Genomic DNA, 17,935 nt, shown 5'->3' with positions numbered 1-17,935 from the left:
CCTGGAACGGTTAACTCCACGCTAGAGCAGTGCCCCGACAGCATCAATGACATCCATGCGAGCACGAAGGTGTGTCGCAATCAGTTCGTTACGAAAGGATCCGCGAAAGCGCATCCTTGATGAAGAGCGAGCGCACTTCATCGATCTTCCCGACCAGTTCCGGTGCCAGCTCGCTGGCTTTGGCCCTGGATGCGGTGTCGGTCCGGCGCAGCAGTGCTGACATCGCGGACTCGATCAGGGCGACCTCCCGCTCCGCCCCCTGACGGAGGGATCGGAGGTGTCGCGGCTCGATGCCGTGGCGGTCGAGTGCCACGAGTCCGCGCAGCAGCGTGAGCACGGTCTCGGGGTAGCTCTCCTGCGCCACGATGACGCCGGTGCTGATCGCGTCGTTGAGCAGCTGGGGGCCAGCGCCCGCAGCGGCGAGGAGCTCGTCACGGCGGTAGCGCCGAGGAGCGGGCGTGATCGACGGCGGCGGCAGCAGCGACGCGGATTCCCCGCGCTCTGCTGCCTCGTCGAGCTGCTCGCGGATGACGCTCAGCGGCAGATAGTGATCGCGCTGGAGCGTGAGTCCGATGCGGAGCCGCTCGATGTCGGATGCCGAGAACTTCCGGTAGCCGGACTCGGTGCGCGACGGTGTGACGATCCCCTGGACCTCGAGAAACCGGAGCTTGCTGGATGTCAGGTCGGGGAAGTCCGGCGTGAGCCTCGCCAGCACCTGACCGATGCTCAGCAGCCCCGTGGACGCTGAGCGTTCACGGGCGGGGGAAGCCGCCATCAGGCGTTCGTCGCCGGTCGGTCGAGCGGAGATGCGAAGAAGTTCAGGCGGAACTTGCCGACGCGCAGCTCCGAACCGTCGATCAGAACGCTGCGATCGACTCGCTCGCCGTTCGCGTACGTGCCGTTCAGGGAACGCTGGTCGATGATCTCGAATGTCGTCCCGTTGCGGGTGATCTCAGCGTGACGACGCGACACGGTCACATCGTCGAAGAAGATGTCCGCCTCGGGGTGGCGTCCGACGGTCGTCACGTCGGTGTCGAGGAGGTAACGGGCGCCGGCGAGTGCGCCGGAGCGGACGAGCAGCAGCGCCGATCCCGACGGCAGCGCCGCGATCGCGGACTGCTCGACGTCGGTCAGCTCCACGCCGAACGGCACGAAGGACAGGTCCGAATCGTGTCCGAACGTCTGTGTCGCGTCGTGTCTCTGTTCGCCTGGACGATGAATCGCGGCGTCCCCGGCCGATCGGCCTTCGGTGTCTGTCACTTTGTCCTCCTGACTTTCCAGACTAACGGATGCGGAGGCGGTGACGGGAGGCCTGGCCCCACACTCAGAGATCGCATATCGGTTATCCGTAGGCTGGGAGCGTGCAGACCGAAGCCCGTCGCCTCCCCGTCGTCCCGATCGCCCTCGCCACGAGCCTGCTCGCGGCGTTCCTGGTGCTCTTCTCCCCACTGGCCGCGTCGGCCCACGACGGACTGATCGCGTCGTCGCCCGCGGCCGACAGCACGGTCGAGACATTGCCGGCCGAACTCACCCTCACCTTCAGTGCTGATCTCATCACCGGAGAAGGTGCAACCGAGGTCGTGGTGAACGACGCGGCCGGCAACTCGGTCATCGACGGTGCTGCCACCGTCGATGGCGGAGTGGTGACGCAGCCGCTGCTCGCCGAGGCCCCGGCCGGCGAGTACCACGTGCTCTGGAAGGTCGTGTCGAGCGACGGGCATCCGACCTCCGACGAGTTCTTCTTCACCGTCAGCACCAGCACCGTCACGACGCCCAGTGCCACTCCGACTGCCACGGCAGCACCCACGACGGAGGCGAGCAGCACGCCGGAGGCGACCACAACGCCTGCGGCGGAATCGGACGCGTCGTCCGGAGCATCCGGATGGATCTGGGCGCTGTCGATCGGTGGCATCGCGGTCATCGCGGCGCTGATCGCCTGGTTCACCCTCCGCGCCCGCCGGAACGGCGCCCCGACCGATTCCACCCCCTCCTCTGAGCGATAGGCTTGACCCATGCCTCATTACGACGTCGTCATCCTCGGTGCAGGTCCTGGTGGATACGTCGCTGCGGTTCGCAGCGCGCAGCTCGGCCTGTCCACCGCAATCATCGAGGAGAAGTACTGGGGTGGTGTCTGCCTGAACGTGGGCTGCATCCCCTCCAAGGCCCTCCTGAAGAACGCGGAGCTCGCGCACACGCTGAACCACAAGGCCGACTTCTTCGGCATCTCCGGTGAGTTCACGATCGACTACGGCAAGGCTTTCGATCGCAGCCGCGTCGTGGCCGACGGCCGCGTCAAGGGCATCCACTTCCTGATGAAGAAGAACAAGGTCACCGAGTACGACGGCCGCGGCACCTTCACGGGCCCGAAGGCCATCTCGGTCGCCAAGTCCGACGGCTCGACCGAAGAGGTCACGTTCGACAACGCCATCATCGCCACCGGCTCGCGGGTGCGCCTGCTCCCGGGCGTCGAGCTCAGCGACAACGTCGTGACGTACGAAGAGCAGATCATGAGCCGTGAGCTGCCGAAGTCGATCGTCATCGTCGGCGCCGGAGCCATCGGCATGGAGTTCGCGTATGTGATGACGAACTACGGCGTCAAGGTCACCATCATCGAGTTCCTCGACCGTGCACTCCCCAATGAGGACGCCGACGTATCGAAGGAGATCACGAAGCAGTACAAGAACTACGGCGTCGACATCCTCACCTCCACCAAGGTGGAGACGGTCGTCGACAACGGCTCCTCCGTCACCGTCACCTACACCGGCAAGGACGGCCAGCAGTCGTCGATCGACGCCGACAAGGTGCTCATGTCGGTCGGCTTCGCCCCGAACATCGAGGGCTTCGGTCTCGACAAGACCGGCGTGAAGCTCACCGAGCGCGGCGCGATCGACATCGACGACCACATGCGCACCAACGTCGAGGGCATCTACGCGATCGGCGATGTCACAGCCAAGCTGCAGCTCGCCCACGTCGCAGAGGCGCAGGCCGTCGTCGCAGCCGAGACCATCGGCGGCGCCGAGACCCAGACGCTGGGCGACTACCGCATGATGCCCCGCGCGACGTTCTGCTCGCCGCAGGTCGCATCGTTCGGTCTCACCGAGCAGCAGGCGAAGGACGAGGGTCGCGAGATCAAGGTCGTCTCCTTCCCGTTCATGGCCAACGGCAAGGCGCACGGTCTCGGCGAGCCCGTCGGCTTCGTCAAGCTCATCGCAGATGCAGAGCACCTCGAGCTCATCGGCGCACACATGATCGGCCCTGATGTGTCGGAGCTGCTGCCCGAGCTGACCCTGGCCCAGAAGTGGGACCTCACGGCCCTCGAGCTGGCCCGCAACGTGCACACGCACCCGACGCTGTCGGAGGCGCTCCAGGAGGGCTTCCACGGCCTCGCCGGCCACATGATCAACTTCTGATCACCAGCTGATCGACGAAGGCCCGGTCTCGCGCAACGCGGACCGGGCCTTCGTGCGTCCGGGGGTGCCTTCACGAACTTCGCATCGTGATGAGACCAGCACTCCAGCGACGCAGTGGCGTGGAGCCGAGCGTCCGGATCAGGGCCTCTCGCGCCCGCACCGTCGCAGCGCCGGCCGGACACCCCATGGCCATGTAGAACGCGGAGCGACGTTGCGCTGCCCGCGCGGTCCGACGCACCTGTCGCTCGTACCCTGCGAGGTCGAACCGTCCGTTCGCGCGACCGCGGACGATGGTCTCGGCGAGCCGACGCGCGTCGAGCCACCCGAGGTTCATGCCCTGACCGCCGATGGGGCTCACCTCGTGCGCCGCATCTCCGAGCAGCGCGACCCGCTGCGTCTCGAGCGGCCCGGCGAGATGCTGGGAGGCCCGGAACACCGAGATCGTCGCGTCCTCCGGGATGTCAGGACGGATGCCGGTTCGGTCCTCGATCCCCTGTCGTAAGGAAGATGCCGCCTGCTCGGGCCCCTCCCCCTGCCCCAGGTCACCGGTGCGTGCATGACGGAGTACCCATCGGCGTCCGCCACCCGGCAGCGGGAAGGATTCGACCAGGCCGTCCGGCTCGCAGTACAGGGCGGCTCGGCGGCCCGCGGATCCGTCGGTCACATCGACCATCGTGTAGATCGCGGCGCCAGGTCGACCACGCCAGCGGGCGCCGAGGTTCGCACGCACGGAGCTCCGCACACCGTCGGCGGCCACCACCAGCGACGCGGTGACCTCGCTGCGCACACCATCGCCGGCGAGCGTGAGGGTGACGCGATCGGCATCCTCCCGCACGTGCTCGACCGAGCGGCCCTGCTGCAACCGCCACCCACCCATTCCGAGCAGTCGGTCGCGCAGCAGCGCAGTGGTCACGGGCTGAGGCAGCACGTGCACAGGACGCTCCTCGGAGAAGTCCACCGAGGCCAGCACCCGACCGCGGCTGAACACATCGCCGCCCTCGAGCCGCAATGCAGCGGCACGGGCGTCGGCACCGAGACCGACCGCGTCGAGTGCGCGCAGGCCCGGCGGATGGATGCCGATCGCGCGTACCCGGTCGTCCGCTCCGTCGTGGCGTTCCAGCACGACCGCATCGATGCCCTCCTGCGCCAGCAGACACGCGAGCATCAGGCCGACCGGACCGGCTCCGATGATCACCACCTCATGGTCGCGCACGCGCACCTTCCCATCGCAGCTGGAGACGAGCGGGGAACCCCGATCGCACGGTCCAACCCTGGGGAACCTGCGCTCGCAGTTCCGCCGCCGTGTAGGACCGACGGATGCTCAGCAGTCCGTCCACGCGGATGAAGGAGCCGGCCAGGAGGTTCCGGGCGAACGGCAGCGTCCCTGCAGCGAACAACGCGTAGGCACCCCTGCTGCGCGCGATGTCATGATGCGCCACGAACCCGGTCGACGAGGCGAGCTGCCGGGTGTCGTCGAGCACCGCCGACAGCTGGTCCGCCGTGAGGTGGTGGAGCAGGTGATTGGAGAGCACGACGTCGAAGGTCTCCCCCGCCGTCACCAGCTCGTCGGTCGCAGCACAGCGGTAGTGCACGCCGGCGCCGCCGTCATTCGCGGCGGCCCAGCCCATCGCCCGCTCATCCGGATCGAGCGCGGTGATGTCGGCGGTGAGCCCGTCGCGCCGCAGGAACGCGGCCAACGCGCGGCACAGATCGCCGCCGCCCGCGCCCACGTCGAGGATCCGCACCCGACCTGCACGCGCACGAGGGCGGATGTCGCGACGGTACAGCGCACCGGGTCGGGAGACGACCGCATTCACGACGCGGAATCGGCGGTAGGTGTGCTCCAGCATCCGCAGGTCCGCATCGGGCTCATCCATGAGCTCGCGCAGATCGACCGCTCTGGCAGCGAGATCAGGCCGCATGCGTCCCTACGCCTCGACCGTGAGGAGGGCGCTCTCGGCCGTGAGCCCGGGCCCGAACGCCATGGCTGCGACGCGATCACCGGGCTCAGCGCCGTGCTGGAGGATGTGCTGCAACACGAAGAAGACCGTGGCGCTCGACATGTTGCCGTTCTCGCGCAGCACCTCGCGGGCGGGATGCAGTTGCGCATCGCTGAGGTGCAGTCGGTCCTGCACCCGGTCGAGGATGCTGCGTCCGCCGGGGTGGATCGCCCAGTGCGCCACCTGCTCCCCCACGATGCCGGCGTCGAACGCTGCAGAGAGGTCGTCCTCCCGCGCATACAGGGGGCGCAGGGCGCCGATGATCGTCTCGCCGATGATCTGCGGCACTGCGGTCGACAGGATCATCTCGAACCCGTGGTCGCCGATCGTCCACGCCATGTCCTTCTCGCCCTCCGGCGCGATCGCGGTGTGGAAGCCGTCGAGCCGCAGTCCCGGTCCTGATCGCGGCAGGTCGCGTGCGGTCACGATGGCCGCGGCTGCACCGTCGGCGAAGAGGGAGGAGGCGACGATCGTGTCCGGATCTTCCGAGGAGCGCAGATGCAGGGTGCACAGCTCGACGCTGACGACGAGGACCACGGCTTCCTGATCTGCGGCGCAGAACTGGCTTGCAGCGCGCAGCGCGGGCATCGAGGCGTAGCAGCCCATGAATCCGAAGTGATAGCGCTGCGCGCTGTCCGGGATGCCGAGTGCGCGGACGATCGCATAGTCGGGGCCCGGCGCGAACGACCCGGTGCACGAGACAGTGATCACGTGTGTGATGTCGGATGCCGTGATCTCCGGATCGGCATCGATCACCGTGCGGGCGGCATCGACGAAGAGCCGCGAGGCATCGCGGATGAACACCTCGTTGCGCGTCTTCGTGCTGGGCGACAGCAGCGCGCCCGACCGCCGATCGAAGAAGACGGGGTCCGACGTCTCGGAGTCGAGCGACAGCTCCTCGATCACGGTGTGGCGCGTGTCGATGCCCGAACCGTTGAACGACGCGGACACGATGCGCTTCGCCAGCCGACCGAGATCGGGCTGCGAACCGAAGACATCACGGACCTCATCCTGCCGCAGCACCGTGGGAGGAACGATCGTCTGGAGTGATCTCAGCACGGCAGGGCGACTCATGATGTCACTCAAGCACCCCTGAACCCGTCGAGGGAAGGGGCTTGCGCCGTGTCGGCCGCTCTGCGAAGCGCGAGAGCGCTCGGCTCAGAAGCCCAGGGCGCGGGCGAGCTTGGAGCCGGATGCCGATTCGCGGCCGCCTGCTGCGAGCACCGCACGCTCCACCGCATCGAAGAAGGCCTGACGGCCGGCAGGATCCGCGGGAGCAGCGGGACCGAGCTCCATCTCCCACTCGCGCCATTCGCGCTGCACGTCCGCACGCAGATCCGTCGCGCGGACCCGATCGTCGACGAACTCGGCCACGACCCCGGCAGGGCCGGTGAGCAGGTAGGCGGTGCGATCGTTCTCGATGCGGGCGAGCGGGGTCAGCGGATCGGTCGTCCACCGCGCGATCGTGGCCGCGACGGCATCCGGAAGACCTGCGCCTTCGCCGAGCGGCCAGCCGAGCTCGAGCCGGCCGTCGCCCTCGCGGGGCCCCTTCACGTGCCAGCCCTCGTCGGGGCCGCCAGTGCGTCGTCGAAGTGCCACACCCGAACGGGCGAGCGTTCCCCCCGCGGTGTCGAAGTACTGCGCGTCGAGCGCGCGTGCCTCACCCGTGGAGACCGACTCGACTCCGGGAACGCCATCCCACACCGGGAGTGGCGTCGCGTCGTCGACGTCGTACTTGCGCTCGACCTCGACCGTTCGAGAGGGTTCAGTCATCCGACGGGGAGATGTCCTCGAGGGACTCGTCGAACCAGTAGTCGATCTCGGTGGGCCCGTCGGACTCACCGGTGTTCTGCTCTTCGCCGCGGCGGTGATACACCACCTGCGTCTCGCTGTAAGGAACGATCAGCTTGTCGTCAGCGTCGTCCAGAGGGATGATCTGCCCGTCGAGCGGGCCGCCGTGAAGTCGTGCGAGTGCCATGTGCCCACCCTAGTCCTGTCCCTCCGACATGACCTGACGGCGGCGTTCAGGCGAGGAGGATGCCGAGCGCTGCGCCGACGATCATCCATGGTCCGAAGGCGATGCGGGTGGAGCCGTCTGCTCGCCGCAGAAGCATCAGGGTCGCCGCATAGAGCGCTCCGAGCACGAAAGCGGCGGCCGCACCGACCGCAAGCGCCTGCCATCCGTGCCAGCCGAGGACCAGTCCGATCACGGCGGCGAGCTTCACGTCCCCGCCGCCCATGCCCGCGCGGCTGAGCAGACGCAGTCCCGCGTAGAAGCCGCCGAGGATCAGCATCCCCAGGAGCCCTCTGACGAGCGCCTGCGTCTGCCCTGTCTCGATGGCATCAGCGAGCACGAGCACGAGCAATGCCGCGAGCGTCGGCAGCACGATCCGGTTCGGCAGTCGATGCGTTCGGGCGTCGATGACGAGCAGCCATCCACCGATCGCCGCCAGCACGAGATGCACGATGACGACGAGCCAGCCCCTCAGATCCATCACCGCAGGCTAGGTGATTCGGCGGCACCGCCTGAAAGCCCTGTGGACAACGACTTCGATCGCGATGTCGGATGTACGAATTAGCGTGAGCATCTCCACTTGCTTTAGTAGAACATATCTTCGAGGATGGACGAATGGGGATCGGGCTCGATGCGGTGACCGCGCTCTCTCCGACAGGCGACTTCCGCGCCGGAGAGGTGCTTCGACTGCGCCGTGAGATCAGCCGCATGCAGCGCCGACGCAGCGAGCATGCGCTCCTTCCGCTCGACCCCGCCTTCTCCTCCCTGCTGCCGGAGGAGGGACTGCAGACCGGCACCGCATACACCGTCTCCCCTTCGCCCGCCCTGGTGCTGGCGCTGCTCAGCGCTGCTTCCCGGAAGGGTCACTGGTGCGCCGTGGTCGGCATGCCGACTCTGGGTGTCGAGGCAGCGGCGGCCTTCGGCATCGACCTCTCCCGACTGATCCTCGTCCCCGACCCTGCCGAACGCTGGCTCGCGGCGACCTCCGCGCTCGCCGAGGTCGTGCCGCTCATCGTCGCGCATCCGGGCTCTCGCGCTCGAGACGCCGACATCTCCCGGCTCAGCGCCCGCCTGCGCGACCGCGGCTGCACATTGCTGGTCGCCGAGGGTTCCACCGACGCCTGGCCGCAGAGCGAGGGATCGATCCGCCTCCATGATCCGCAGTGGCACGGTCTCGGCACCGGGTGGGGGCTGCTCTCCGACTGCACCGTCACGGTGACCGCCCGAACGCGGCACGCCCCGATGCCCTCGAGCGTCCGGGTGCAGCTGCCAGGACGCAGCGGCATCGTCGAAGTCGCCTCGATCGATCGGGGCGCCAGGGAACGCAGCGCCGGGATCACCGCCCTGCCCGCCTTCTCAGCACCCCCTCCACCTCGCGACGATGCGGCGAGCGCCGAACTCTCCTTCTGGGCGGAGGCAGGATGAACGATCCGCTGCGAGTCCTCGTCCTGTGGTTCCCCGACTGGCCGCTGCGCGCCGCCCTCGGTGGCACTCCCCCGTATCCACCGACCGCGCTGGTGCAGGCGAACACGGTCATGGCGTGCACCGCCTCTGCACGGACGCACGGCGTTCGTGCTGGACAGCGTCGCCGTGTCGCGCAGGGTCATCTCTCCTCGCTGCAGGTGCTCCCCCACGATCCGTCCCGCGACGAGCGCTCGTTCCTGCCGGTGCTGCAGCTCATCGAGAGGCATGCGCCAGGGGCCGCGCTGCTCCGCCCCGGGCTGGCCGTGCTGCGCGCCAGGGGCATCTCCCGCTATCACGGCGGTGAGGCGGAAGCCGCAGACGCCCTGGCCGCGATCCTGGCCGAAGGCGGGTTCCCCGAGGTGCGCATCGGTGTCGCAGACGGGCCGTTCACGGCGGAGATCGCAGCGCGCGCTCCCCGCCCCCGCACCGTGGTGCCCGCCGGCGGCTCGAAGGAGTTCCTGGCGCCGTATCCGGTGCAGGTACTGCGCGACGAGCAGCTCCCCGATCTCCTCGTGCGGCTCGGAGTGCGGACGCTCGGCGAGTTCACCGCGTTACCGGCGCTGGAGGTGCGCGACCGCTTCGGCGAGCGCGGGGCGCGGCTGCACGCCCTCGCAGCGGGGGCGGATTCGCAGCCTGTCGTCCCTCGTCCTCCCGATCCGGAGCTGGTGCGGAACGTCGAGTTCGAGACGCCGCTGGCCGGGGCCGACCAGGTGGCCTTCGCCATCCGGCAGACAGCGGATGCCGTGCTGCTCGCACTCGGCGAGGCATCCGTGGTCTGCACCGAGGTCCGGATCGACCTGACCGACGACAACGGCGAGGTGTACTCACGCACGTGGCTGCATCCGACCTGCTTCGACGCGAGCGATCTGGTCGACCGCGTGCGCTGGCAGCTGGAAGCACTGGCAGCACGGAACGCGAAGGAGCCGGTCGATGAGGCCAGGGCCTTCGGCGGCATCGCCGCGGTGCGCATCGTCCCTGCAGCCGTGGATGACGCTGCCCACCATCAACCAGGGCTGTTCGGCTCCGGCACCGATGAACGCCTGCACCATGCCGTCTCTCGCGTGCAGACCATGCTGGGGCATCAGGGCGTGGTCACCGCTGCGCTCTCCGGTGGCCGCTGGCTCGCCGACCGGCAGGTGCTCACCCCCTGGGGAGAGCGCACCGTCCCCCCGCGGGATCCCGGGCGTCCATGGCCGGGGAGTCTGCCCGATCCTCTGCCGTCCGAGGTCTTCCGCCCGCCGCGGCGGATCGCGGTGGATGCTGCGGACGGTGCCACCATCCGCATCGATGCCCGCGGCGCGCTCTCCTCCGTCCCTGCACGCATCGACGGCAGCACGGTGCAGGGATGGGCCGGGCCCTGGCCCATCCACGAGCATCGCTGGGCGTCCGGCGGCGGCAAGCGAGGACATCGGCTGCAAATCGTCGACGACCGGGATCGCGCCTGGTTGGTCTTCTGCACCGGCGAGCGCTGGTGGGCAGAGGGGCGGTATCGCTGATGGGCTGGCACAACCCACCGCAGACCTGGCGTGAGCTCGAGCGAACCCTCACCGGAGAAGAGCCTCCGAGGCCGGCCGTCGCCGAACCTCGAGGCACCCGTGTCGATGAGGGACCGATCAGCCGTCGCCGCAAACGCACACCGCCCCCGACCGTCCGCCCGGACGACGCGGTCCCCTACGCCGAGCTGCACGCGCACTCCTCGTACTCCTTCCTCGACGGCGCCTCCTCTCCGGAAGATCTGCTCTCCGAGGCGGAACGTCTCGGGCTCACCGCGCTCGCGCTCACGGATCACGACGGCTTCTACGGCGCAGCGCGCTTCGCCGAGCTCGCCGAGCTCATGGAGGCACGAGTGCAGACCGTCTACGGTGCCGAGCTGTCACTCGAGCTTCCAGCACCGCAGCGCGGCAACCCCGACCCCCTGGGCGATCATCTGCTCGTGCTCGCCGGTGGGATGGAGGGGTATCACCGCCTCTCCGGCGCGATCACGACCGCGCAGCTGCGGGGTGCCGAGAAGGGGCGCCCTGTCTACGACCTCGACGAGCTCGCGGCGAGCGCCGATGGTCACTGGACGATCCTCACCGGCTGCCGCAAGGGCAGCGTTCGGCGCGGGCTGGAGCTCGGCGACCCCGAGACGCCGTTGCGCCACCTGGTCGACCTGTTCGGCGCGGATCACGTCGCGGTCGAGCTGATCGACCACGGCGACCCGCAGGACACCCGTCGCAACGACACCCTGGCCGAGCTCGCCGCACGGCTGCATCTCCCGGTGGTGGCGACGAACAACGTGCACTACGCGACCCCCGCTCGCGCACCCCTCGCTGAAGCAGTGGCCGCGGTGCGCGCTGTCCGCAGCATGGACGATCTCGACGGCTGGCTCCCCGCCCATGGCGGCGCGCATCTGCGCAGCGGCGCGGAGATGGCGGCCCGTTTCCGGCGATACCCCGGGGCGATCTCCCACGGACTCGAGCTGGCTGCGGCATCCGCATTCCCGCTTCGGCGAGCCCGCCCCGACCTGCCACGACAGGAGGTGCCGGAAGGCCACACACCGATGAGCTGGTTGCGCACCCTCGTCTGGGACGCTGTGCCGACGAAGTACCCCCGCCTCGACGATGAAGGCAGGCATCGCATCGGGCGGGAGCTGGACGTGATCGAGGAGAAGGACTTCCCCGGGTACTTCCTCATCGTGCACGGCATCGTCGCGGAGGCACGACGGCGTGGCATCCTCTGCCAGGGTCGTGGGTCTGCTGCGGCGAGCGCTGTCTGCTACCTGCTGGGGATCACCGCGGTCGACCCGATCCTCTACCGGCTCCCCTTCGAGCGCTTCCTCGCGACCACCAGGCAGGAGGAGCCGGACATCGACGTGGACTTCGACTCCCGGCGACGCGAGGAGATCATCCAGTGGGTGTACGCGAAGTACGGGCGGCAGCGTGCGGCACAGGTCGCGAACGTCATCCAGTACCGCCCGAAGAACGCCGTCCGAGACATGGCACGGGCGCTCGGCTACTCTCCGGGACAGCAGGATGCCTGGTCGCGCCAGGTCGACGGGTGGAGCGCCGGCCTCGAGGTCGCCGATGAGCACGACATCCCCGAGAACGTGCTCGAGTATGCCGGCGAGCTGCTGAAGGCGCCCCGGCATCTCGGCATCCACTCCGGGGGCATGGTGTTGACCGCACGCCCGGTCGGCGAGGTCGTTCCTGTGGAGCACGCCCGCATGGAGGACCGCACCGTCATCCAGTGGGACAAGGATGACGCCGCCTTCATGGGCCTGGTGAAGTTCGACCTGCTCGGACTCGGGATGCTGGCCGCGCTGCAGCACTGCTTCGACATCATCCGCGACGCCACCGGTGAGGAATGGACGCTGGAGAGCATCCCCAAGGAAGAGCCGGCCGTCTTCGACATGCTCTGCCGCGCCGATTCGATCGGGGTGTTCCAGGTGGAGTCCCGCGCCCAGATCGGTCTGCTCCCCCGCCTGCAGCCGCGCAGCTTCTACGACCTCACGATCCAGATCGCGCTGATCCGTCCAGGACCCATCCAGGGTGGAGCAGTGCATCCCTTCGTGCGGCGGAAGATCGCGAAGGACAAGGTCGATGAGGAGAACCTCGAGCGCGTGGCCCGCGGTGAGGCGCCGGTGGAGTTCCCCATCCCCTACCCTCACAGCGATCTGCAGGACATCCTGGAGCGCACCCTGGGGGTTCCGATCTTCCAGGAGCAGCTGATCCAGATGGCGATGGCCGTCGGCGACTGCACAGCTGACGAGGGCGACCTGCTGCGCCGCGCCATGGGGTCGAAGCGTGGACTCGAGAAGATCGAGAAGGTCAAGGCGAAGCTGTACGCGGGCATGGCGAGGCGTGGACTCGTGGGCGACGCCGCCGACCGCATCTACGCGCAGATCCAGGCGTTCGCGAACTTCGGCTTCGCGGAGTCGCACTCCCTGTCGTTCGCCCTGCTCGTCTACGCCAGCTCCTGGGTGAAGCTCCATTACCCTGCTGCCTTCCTCGCCGGGCTCCTGCGCTCGCAGCCGATGGGCTTCTACTCCGGTGCGACGCTCACCGCTGATGCGAGGCGCCATGGGGTGGAGGTGCGACGCCCTGATCTGCTCACCTCCGGGGCGACCGAGACCCTCGAGCCGCTCGACCCGGAATCACCGCCCACTGCGCCGACCGGCATCGATGCCTGCCTCGCCGATCCCCAGCCTGCGGTGCGGCGCTTCGACCGGGAAGCACCGGATGAATCCGCAGCGCACCGGCGTGACGGGACGCATGCCGTGCGGCTCGGACTCGGTGGCATCCGCGGTATCGGCGCACCCATGGCGGAGCGGATCGTCGCCGAGCGGGAGGCGAACGGCCCCTATCGCGACTTGCACGATCTGGTCAGGCGCACGGATGCCACCGCGGCACAGCTCGAATCCCTGGCCACCGCAGGGGCATTCGAGTCCCTCGGGCTGGAGCGACGCGAGGCGATCTGGCTCGCCGGCGCTGCGGCCGAGGACCGTGCGCGCTTCCTCCCCGGCACCACCGTCGCCGTGCAGCCTCCGCTGTTCGCGGATCAGACCAGCTACGAGCGGCTCTCCGCCGATCTCTGGTCGACCGGGGTGTCGACCGATGATCACCCGATGACGCACTTCCGCAGCGCGCTGCAGGAACGCGGGGTGCTGACCTCCGTCGATCTGCAGGCGCACGAGTCCGGCCGGCGCATCGAGGTCGCCGGTCTCGTCACGCACCGTCAGCGACCGGCGACCGCGTCCGGGATCACCTTCGTGAACCTCGAGGACGAGAACGGACTCGTCAACATCGTCTGCTCAGCCGGAGTGTGGAATCGCTACCGCCGTATCGCCAGGGATTCACCGGCGCTCATCGTCCGCGGCATCCTGGAGCGCTCGACCGAGGGTGTCGTGAATGTGCTCGCCGATGCCTTCGAGGATCTGCGCACCGGGCTCGCGCACCGTTCGCGGGACTTCCGGTGACCGGTGTCACCACGAGCACCTGGGTCCCTGAGCCTGCCGAAGGGCCCGATACAGACCTGATCGGTGTCACCAGAACCGTTCGGTCTCCTCGGCCGGCTGACGGTCGCTGCCGCCCCAACGGTCGGCTTCAGCCTTGGCGGCGTCCGCGGCGGCATCCGCCTCCCGCAGCGCGACCTTCGCCCCCGTCGATCCAGGGCCGATCGGGTCGACAGTGAGCGTCGTGCGAGCACTGTGAGCGCCGATCGTCACCGTGCAGTCGAGCACTCGCCCCAACCAGCGCGAGAGTTCGCCGGAGACATCGTCTGTTCGATAGCGGATCCCCGTATCGAGGTCGGTCAGAGACAGGAGGACAGGCTCATTGGTGAGCGGATCGGCCTGCTCGGTCACCTCGATACGGTGCCCTGGTGCGATGGCGATCTGGCCTGCGACAACGAGGATCCTGTCCATGTCTCCACCTTAGGAAACAGCGTCCACGAAGCCCAGGACTTCTGCCTCCCGAAATATTTCAAGAAATCTTGTCCCCCAAATGGTGGACAAGACAAAATGCGGGTACTCTGCTAAGCGTAGCGGGGGCTACCGGCTGAATACTGGGGTAATCAGCCAGCGAGCGCAGCGACTATCGCCGCCTCCCCTGCCGTCCGGGATGGACGGTGGCCCTCTCGAGAACCGTTGGGGCGGACCACTCGAGAGGGCATACCCCGCTGTCTCCGGCCGATGGTTTTTCCGGCCGTCGAGCATCCGACTCAGCGCACATCGACCGCCGATGCCGACTGCACACGGGACTGCGCAGCCGGGCGAGTGCGCGCTTCACTCACGAGCACGGCCACAACCCCCGCGCCGCACAGCGCGAACCCGATGAGCGTGACGATCGTGAGCGGTTCGCCCAGGATGAACGCCCCTGCGGCTGCGGTCGTCGGCGCGACCGGGAAGAGCAGTGCATTGAGCGCCGTGATGCCGACGCGGCGCAACAACCACCAGTAGAGACCGTAGGCCGCGAGGGTCGGGAAGACCGCGGAGAACACGACGGCGAGCCAGAACGAGACGGATGCCGGCGGCATGAGCTGGCCGGCGATCGCGGTGATCAGGATGAGCGCCAGAGCGGTCACCGTGACGTGGATCGTCAGCGTCACCAGGGTGCTGGTGCGCGGTTCCGAGCGGCGCTGCAGAAACGTGCCGACGATCAGGCAGACCATCGCCGCAGCCGGCCAGAGATACGCGGCGGGGTGCGCGGTGGAGTCGTCGAGCTGCGACCGCACGACCAGGAAGACGCCTGCCGCGCCGACGACGAGTCCGGCCCATTGTGCTCCACGAACCTTCAGCCCGAGCAGCGGCCCGACCAGCATGGCGACCACGAGCGGTTGCACCGCGTCGATCAACGCAGTCGTACCGGTGGCGACGCCGGATGCCACTGCAGCGTAGACCGCGGTGCAGTACCCGAACTGGGCGAACAGGCCGATCAGCGCCTGCCGCCGGAGGTCCGGCGCAGTGACGCCGTTCGCGGCTCGGCTGAGCAGGACGATCGCGAGCAGCACAACCGCGAGCGGCACGAACCGCCACACCAGCAGGGTCAGCGGCGCGACATCGACGGTGGCGATCGCCGGCACGAGGAATCCGGAACTCCAACTCGCGACGAAGGCCGCTGAAGCGAGAGCCGTCACTCCGACCCGAAGTACACCGATCTGTTTACCCATGCCCTCGACTATACAGGTTGGTATATTCGAGTCATGGCCGTTCCCGTTCCCGAACTCGCTCCGCTCACCCCTGGCGCCACGCGTGTGCTCGATGCCGCGTCGCAGCTCTTCTACGAGCGCGGCATCCACGCGGTCGGCGTCGACACGATCGCAGAGGCAGCCGGCGTCACGAAGAAGACCCTGTACGACCGGTTTGGCTCGAAGGAGACACTGGTCGTGGCGTACCTGCAGCACCGTGACGCCAAGTGGCGCGCGCACCTCGCAGGCCACCTCTCACGCGTCCCTGCCGGAGGCCCGGATCGCGTGCTCGCGGTCTTCGATGCGGCGATCACGTGGTCAGACGAGTACAGCCCGAAAGGGTGCAGCGCGATCAACGCCCGCGCCGAGATCGGCGACGGTCACGACGGACACCCGGTGTTCCCCGAGGTCGCGCGGCAGAAGGCCTGGTTGCTCGACGTCTTCACCGAGCTCTGCCGGGAGGCAGGGGCAGCTGACGCGTCCGACCTGGGCCAGGCGATGATGCTCCTCTACGAAGGTGCCATCGTCACGGTCGGCATGGAGACCTTCGCCGAGCCGTTCGAGGTCGCTCGACGGCTGGCGGAAAGGATGCTGGAGTCGGAGCTGCGCTGACGCGGCCGGCCGCTCCATCCGCGACTCTCCTCTCTCCACCACTGAAGCGCTGTTCAGTGAAACGTTAAGCTGTCGCTCGGCCGATATGGGATCGGCGACATGAGCATCTGGGGGAACAATGGGGACGAACGAGCCTGCCGGGATCAGCCGGCGCACGACGATGAAAGCGGCGGCATGGAGCGTGCCGGTTGTCGTTGCAACCGTCGGGATACCGTTGGCCGCAGCGAGCGTTGCACCCGAAGCGACCGCGTTCATCGCCACCACATGCGGCGGCCGGGATCGTCTGACGCTGTACATTACGAACAACACGTCGTCCGCGCTGCAGACGTTCGTCGACGTCGACCTGGACGACAACGGCACGTGGGACGCCGGGGACGGCCCGATTCTGAACCCGGGCGAGACACAGCCACTCGGGTACGGACTGATGGAGAACGGCGCCTACACGTTCAGGGTGAGCACCGCGAACAGCGTCATCTTCCAGAAGCGAGTCGTTCTCGACTGCGAACCTGTCGGACTGCGAGCGTGGACCACAGGACAGATCGAGAACGGCACCAGTCCCGTAATGATCGTGCATCTCCAGAACGAGACGTCCTCGCAGATGCAGACGTACATCGATCTCGACTGGGACAGAGACGGGACGCCCGACTCCGGCGACGGACCCATCCTGGCCCCCAACGAGTACCAGGAAGTGCGATACGACCTCTGGTTCAACGACTTCGGCGTGACGGCGCGGAACGACATCGGCTATGCCCTGAACACGAGGATCGGTTTCGGCGGTGGGCCGAACGCATAGCGGCGGCGTTTGACCACAGGCACGCCGTGCGGGCGGTATCGCAGATCGCGTTCGCCGGACATGCAGAAGGCCCGGAGACTCTTGCGAGTTTCCGGGCCTTATCTGGTGGGCTGACAGGATTTGAACCTGCGACCCTTTGACCCCCAGGTAGACGGTTCAGCCCGAATCCTTGATTTTCCGGGTATTTCTGCCCCTCGAACGGCGTCATTTCATGTCAGGGATTGCATGGCTTGCAGGCATCAGGTCCCGGCCAGGTCCCGGCTCTTGGTAGTCGCCCCTCACCTTCGCCGGGGAGGCACGCGGTCTACGCCGGGATGACACTCGGGATGAGCCCCGGCGCAGGAGGTAGCGGTCCGTGCCGGTCGGATGCGCGTAGTCCGTCGATCACGAGCGCCGCGTAGCGACGCGCGGTACGGGTACGCTCCGCCTCCGTCGTGCTTGAGAGTCCACGCGCCGCGAGCAGGACGATCAGGAAGTCGTCCAGGACGAAGTCGGCGCGCAGGGCGCCGACATCGATGGCACGACGAGCGACGGCGACGATCGCCCGCACGGCATCCTCCCGCTGTGCTCGGAAGTCGACGGCATCAGGGTAGGCGGAGAGGAACGCGTCCGTGAAGCCCTGGTTCCGGGCGTTGAGCACCAAGACCTGCTCGATGATGCCGCGGAAACCGCGCCACGGGTCGGTGTCGGCAAGGGCGTCGACCACGATCGAGCGACAGGCGTCGAGCTCATTCACGAAGGCGGCCCGGACGAGATCGGCTTTCGTGGGGAACCGCCGGTAGAGGGTGGCCGGCCCCACGCCAGCGCGTCGGGCGATCTGTCGCATGGTCACGTCGAGGCCGTCAGTCCCGAACAGTTCCCGAGCCGCGGCGAGGACGCGGTCGCGGTTCTCCTTCGCGTCGGAACGCAGATCCTGAGGCAGTGTCGCGGGCATATGTCTCACTTTAGTCAAGTGGACGCAGGCGTCCGTTACCTT

Annotated in this window: 18 protein-coding genes; 7 read left to right on the top strand and 11 right to left on the bottom strand. The window is 68.1% G+C overall.

Annotated features, from left to right (window positions below; translation table 11 throughout):
• Positions 1-88 precede the first annotated feature (88 nt).
• Together RS83_RS12830 and RS83_RS12825 are read right to left on the bottom strand one after the other, a co-directional pair.
• Entirely contained in the window at positions 89-775 is a 687-nt protein-coding gene (locus RS83_RS12830; protein WP_045279937.1) for a MerR family transcriptional regulator, read from the bottom strand.
• Positions 775-1,260 carry an FHA domain-containing protein gene (locus RS83_RS12825; protein WP_156153211.1) on the bottom strand — a complete coding sequence of 162 codons (486 nt, stop codon included), beginning with the start codon at positions 1,258-1,260 and terminating at the stop codon, positions 775-777. Before RS83_RS12825 ends, RS83_RS12830 begins: the two co-directional genes overlap by 1 nt.
• A 101-nt stretch (positions 1,261-1,361) precedes the next feature.
• Here RS83_RS12825 and RS83_RS12820 point away from each other — a divergent pair, with 101 nt between their 5' ends.
• Together RS83_RS12820 and lpdA are read left to right on the top strand one after the other, a co-directional pair.
• Positions 1,362-2,003, top strand: coding sequence for a copper resistance CopC family protein (locus tag RS83_RS12820; RefSeq protein ID WP_052679112.1), 642 nt, complete (start codon positions 1,362-1,364; stop codon positions 2,001-2,003).
• Between the two features lie 9 nt (positions 2,004-2,012).
• Positions 2,013-3,410 (top strand): dihydrolipoyl dehydrogenase, encoded by a 1,398-nt coding sequence (lpdA, locus tag RS83_RS12815; RefSeq protein WP_045279936.1) that lies wholly within the window; start codon positions 2,013-2,015, stop codon positions 3,408-3,410.
• Positions 3,411-3,480: 70 nt separating this feature from the next.
• Here lpdA and RS83_RS12810 read toward each other — a convergent pair whose 3' ends face one another.
• The 6 genes from RS83_RS12810 to RS83_RS12785 form a co-directional block, all read right to left on the bottom strand.
• Complete coding sequence (locus RS83_RS12810) at positions 3,481-4,623, bottom strand: FAD-dependent oxidoreductase (protein ID WP_156153210.1); 1,143 nt, start codon at positions 4,621-4,623, stop codon at positions 3,481-3,483.
• On the bottom strand, positions 4,610-5,332 hold the full coding sequence (locus RS83_RS12805; RefSeq protein WP_045279935.1) for a methyltransferase domain-containing protein: 723 nt from the start codon (positions 5,330-5,332) through the stop codon (positions 4,610-4,612). The genes RS83_RS12810 and RS83_RS12805 overlap by 14 nt, the downstream gene beginning before the upstream one ends.
• Positions 5,333-5,338: 6 nt before the next feature.
• Entirely contained in the window at positions 5,339-6,484 is a 1,146-nt protein-coding gene (locus tag RS83_RS12800; protein WP_045279934.1) for a type III polyketide synthase, read from the bottom strand.
• Between the two features lie 84 nt (positions 6,485-6,568).
• Positions 6,569-7,183 (bottom strand): CYTH domain-containing protein, encoded by a 615-nt coding sequence (locus tag RS83_RS12795; protein WP_045279933.1) that lies wholly within the window; start codon positions 7,181-7,183, stop codon positions 6,569-6,571.
• Positions 7,176-7,388, bottom strand: coding sequence for a hypothetical protein (locus RS83_RS12790; protein ID WP_045279932.1), 213 nt, complete (start codon positions 7,386-7,388; stop codon positions 7,176-7,178). The genes RS83_RS12795 and RS83_RS12790 overlap by 8 nt, the downstream gene beginning before the upstream one ends.
• Before the next feature lie 46 nt (positions 7,389-7,434).
• The gene (locus tag RS83_RS12785) at positions 7,435-7,905 is read right to left on the bottom strand and encodes a prepilin peptidase (RefSeq protein ID WP_045279931.1); all 471 of its coding nucleotides are present in this window, start codon (positions 7,903-7,905) and stop codon (positions 7,435-7,437) included.
• Positions 7,906-8,039: 134 nt separating this feature from the next.
• On the opposite strand from RS83_RS12785, the gene RS83_RS12780 reads away from it, so the two are divergent.
• From RS83_RS12780 to RS83_RS12770, 3 genes are read left to right on the top strand one after another with little or no spacing between them, the layout of a single operon-like run.
• A complete protein-coding gene (locus RS83_RS12780; protein ID WP_045279930.1) occupies positions 8,040-8,849 on the top strand; it encodes a hypothetical protein in 810 nt (269 codons plus the stop codon).
• Positions 8,846-10,384, top strand: a complete 1,539-nt coding sequence (locus tag RS83_RS12775; RefSeq protein ID WP_045279929.1) for a DNA polymerase Y family protein — start codon at positions 8,846-8,848, stop codon at positions 10,382-10,384. Before RS83_RS12780 ends, RS83_RS12775 begins: the two co-directional genes overlap by 4 nt.
• On the top strand, positions 10,384-13,845 hold the full coding sequence (locus tag RS83_RS12770) for an error-prone DNA polymerase (protein ID WP_045279928.1): 3,462 nt from the start codon (positions 10,384-10,386) through the stop codon (positions 13,843-13,845). Before RS83_RS12775 ends, RS83_RS12770 begins: the two co-directional genes overlap by 1 nt.
• A 66-nt stretch (positions 13,846-13,911) precedes the next feature.
• Here RS83_RS12770 and RS83_RS12765 read toward each other — a convergent pair whose 3' ends face one another.
• Together RS83_RS12765 and RS83_RS12760 are read right to left on the bottom strand one after the other, a co-directional pair.
• A complete protein-coding gene (locus RS83_RS12765; RefSeq protein ID WP_045279927.1) occupies positions 13,912-14,292 on the bottom strand; it encodes a hypothetical protein in 381 nt (126 codons plus the stop codon).
• A gap of 296 nt (positions 14,293-14,588) precedes the next feature.
• The gene (locus RS83_RS12760; protein ID WP_231587783.1) at positions 14,589-15,536 is read right to left on the bottom strand and encodes a DMT family transporter; all 948 of its coding nucleotides are present in this window, start codon (positions 15,534-15,536) and stop codon (positions 14,589-14,591) included.
• Positions 15,537-15,569: 33 nt separating this feature from the next.
• Between RS83_RS12760 and RS83_RS12755 the strand changes: the two genes are divergently transcribed.
• On the top strand, positions 15,570-16,166 hold the full coding sequence (locus tag RS83_RS12755; protein ID WP_045279926.1) for a TetR/AcrR family transcriptional regulator: 597 nt from the start codon (positions 15,570-15,572) through the stop codon (positions 16,164-16,166).
• 118 nt (positions 16,167-16,284) lie between these two features.
• A complete protein-coding gene (locus tag RS83_RS12750) occupies positions 16,285-16,959 on the top strand; it encodes a hypothetical protein (RefSeq protein ID WP_156153209.1) in 675 nt (224 codons plus the stop codon).
• A 304-nt stretch (positions 16,960-17,263) separates the two neighbouring features.
• Here the strand turns inward: RS83_RS12750 and RS83_RS12745 are convergent, their stop codons facing one another.
• Entirely contained in the window at positions 17,264-17,893 is a 630-nt protein-coding gene (locus RS83_RS12745; protein WP_156153208.1) for a TetR/AcrR family transcriptional regulator, read from the bottom strand.
• Between the last annotated feature and the right edge of the window lie 42 nt (positions 17,894-17,935).

It is taken from the genome of Microbacterium oxydans, from assembly GCF_000956525.1.
GTDB lineage: Bacteria > Actinomycetota > Actinomycetes > Actinomycetales > Microbacteriaceae > Microbacterium > Microbacterium oxydans_A.
Note: the sequence above shows the minus strand (reverse complement) of the source record. Positions and strands in the feature narration are given on the sequence as shown.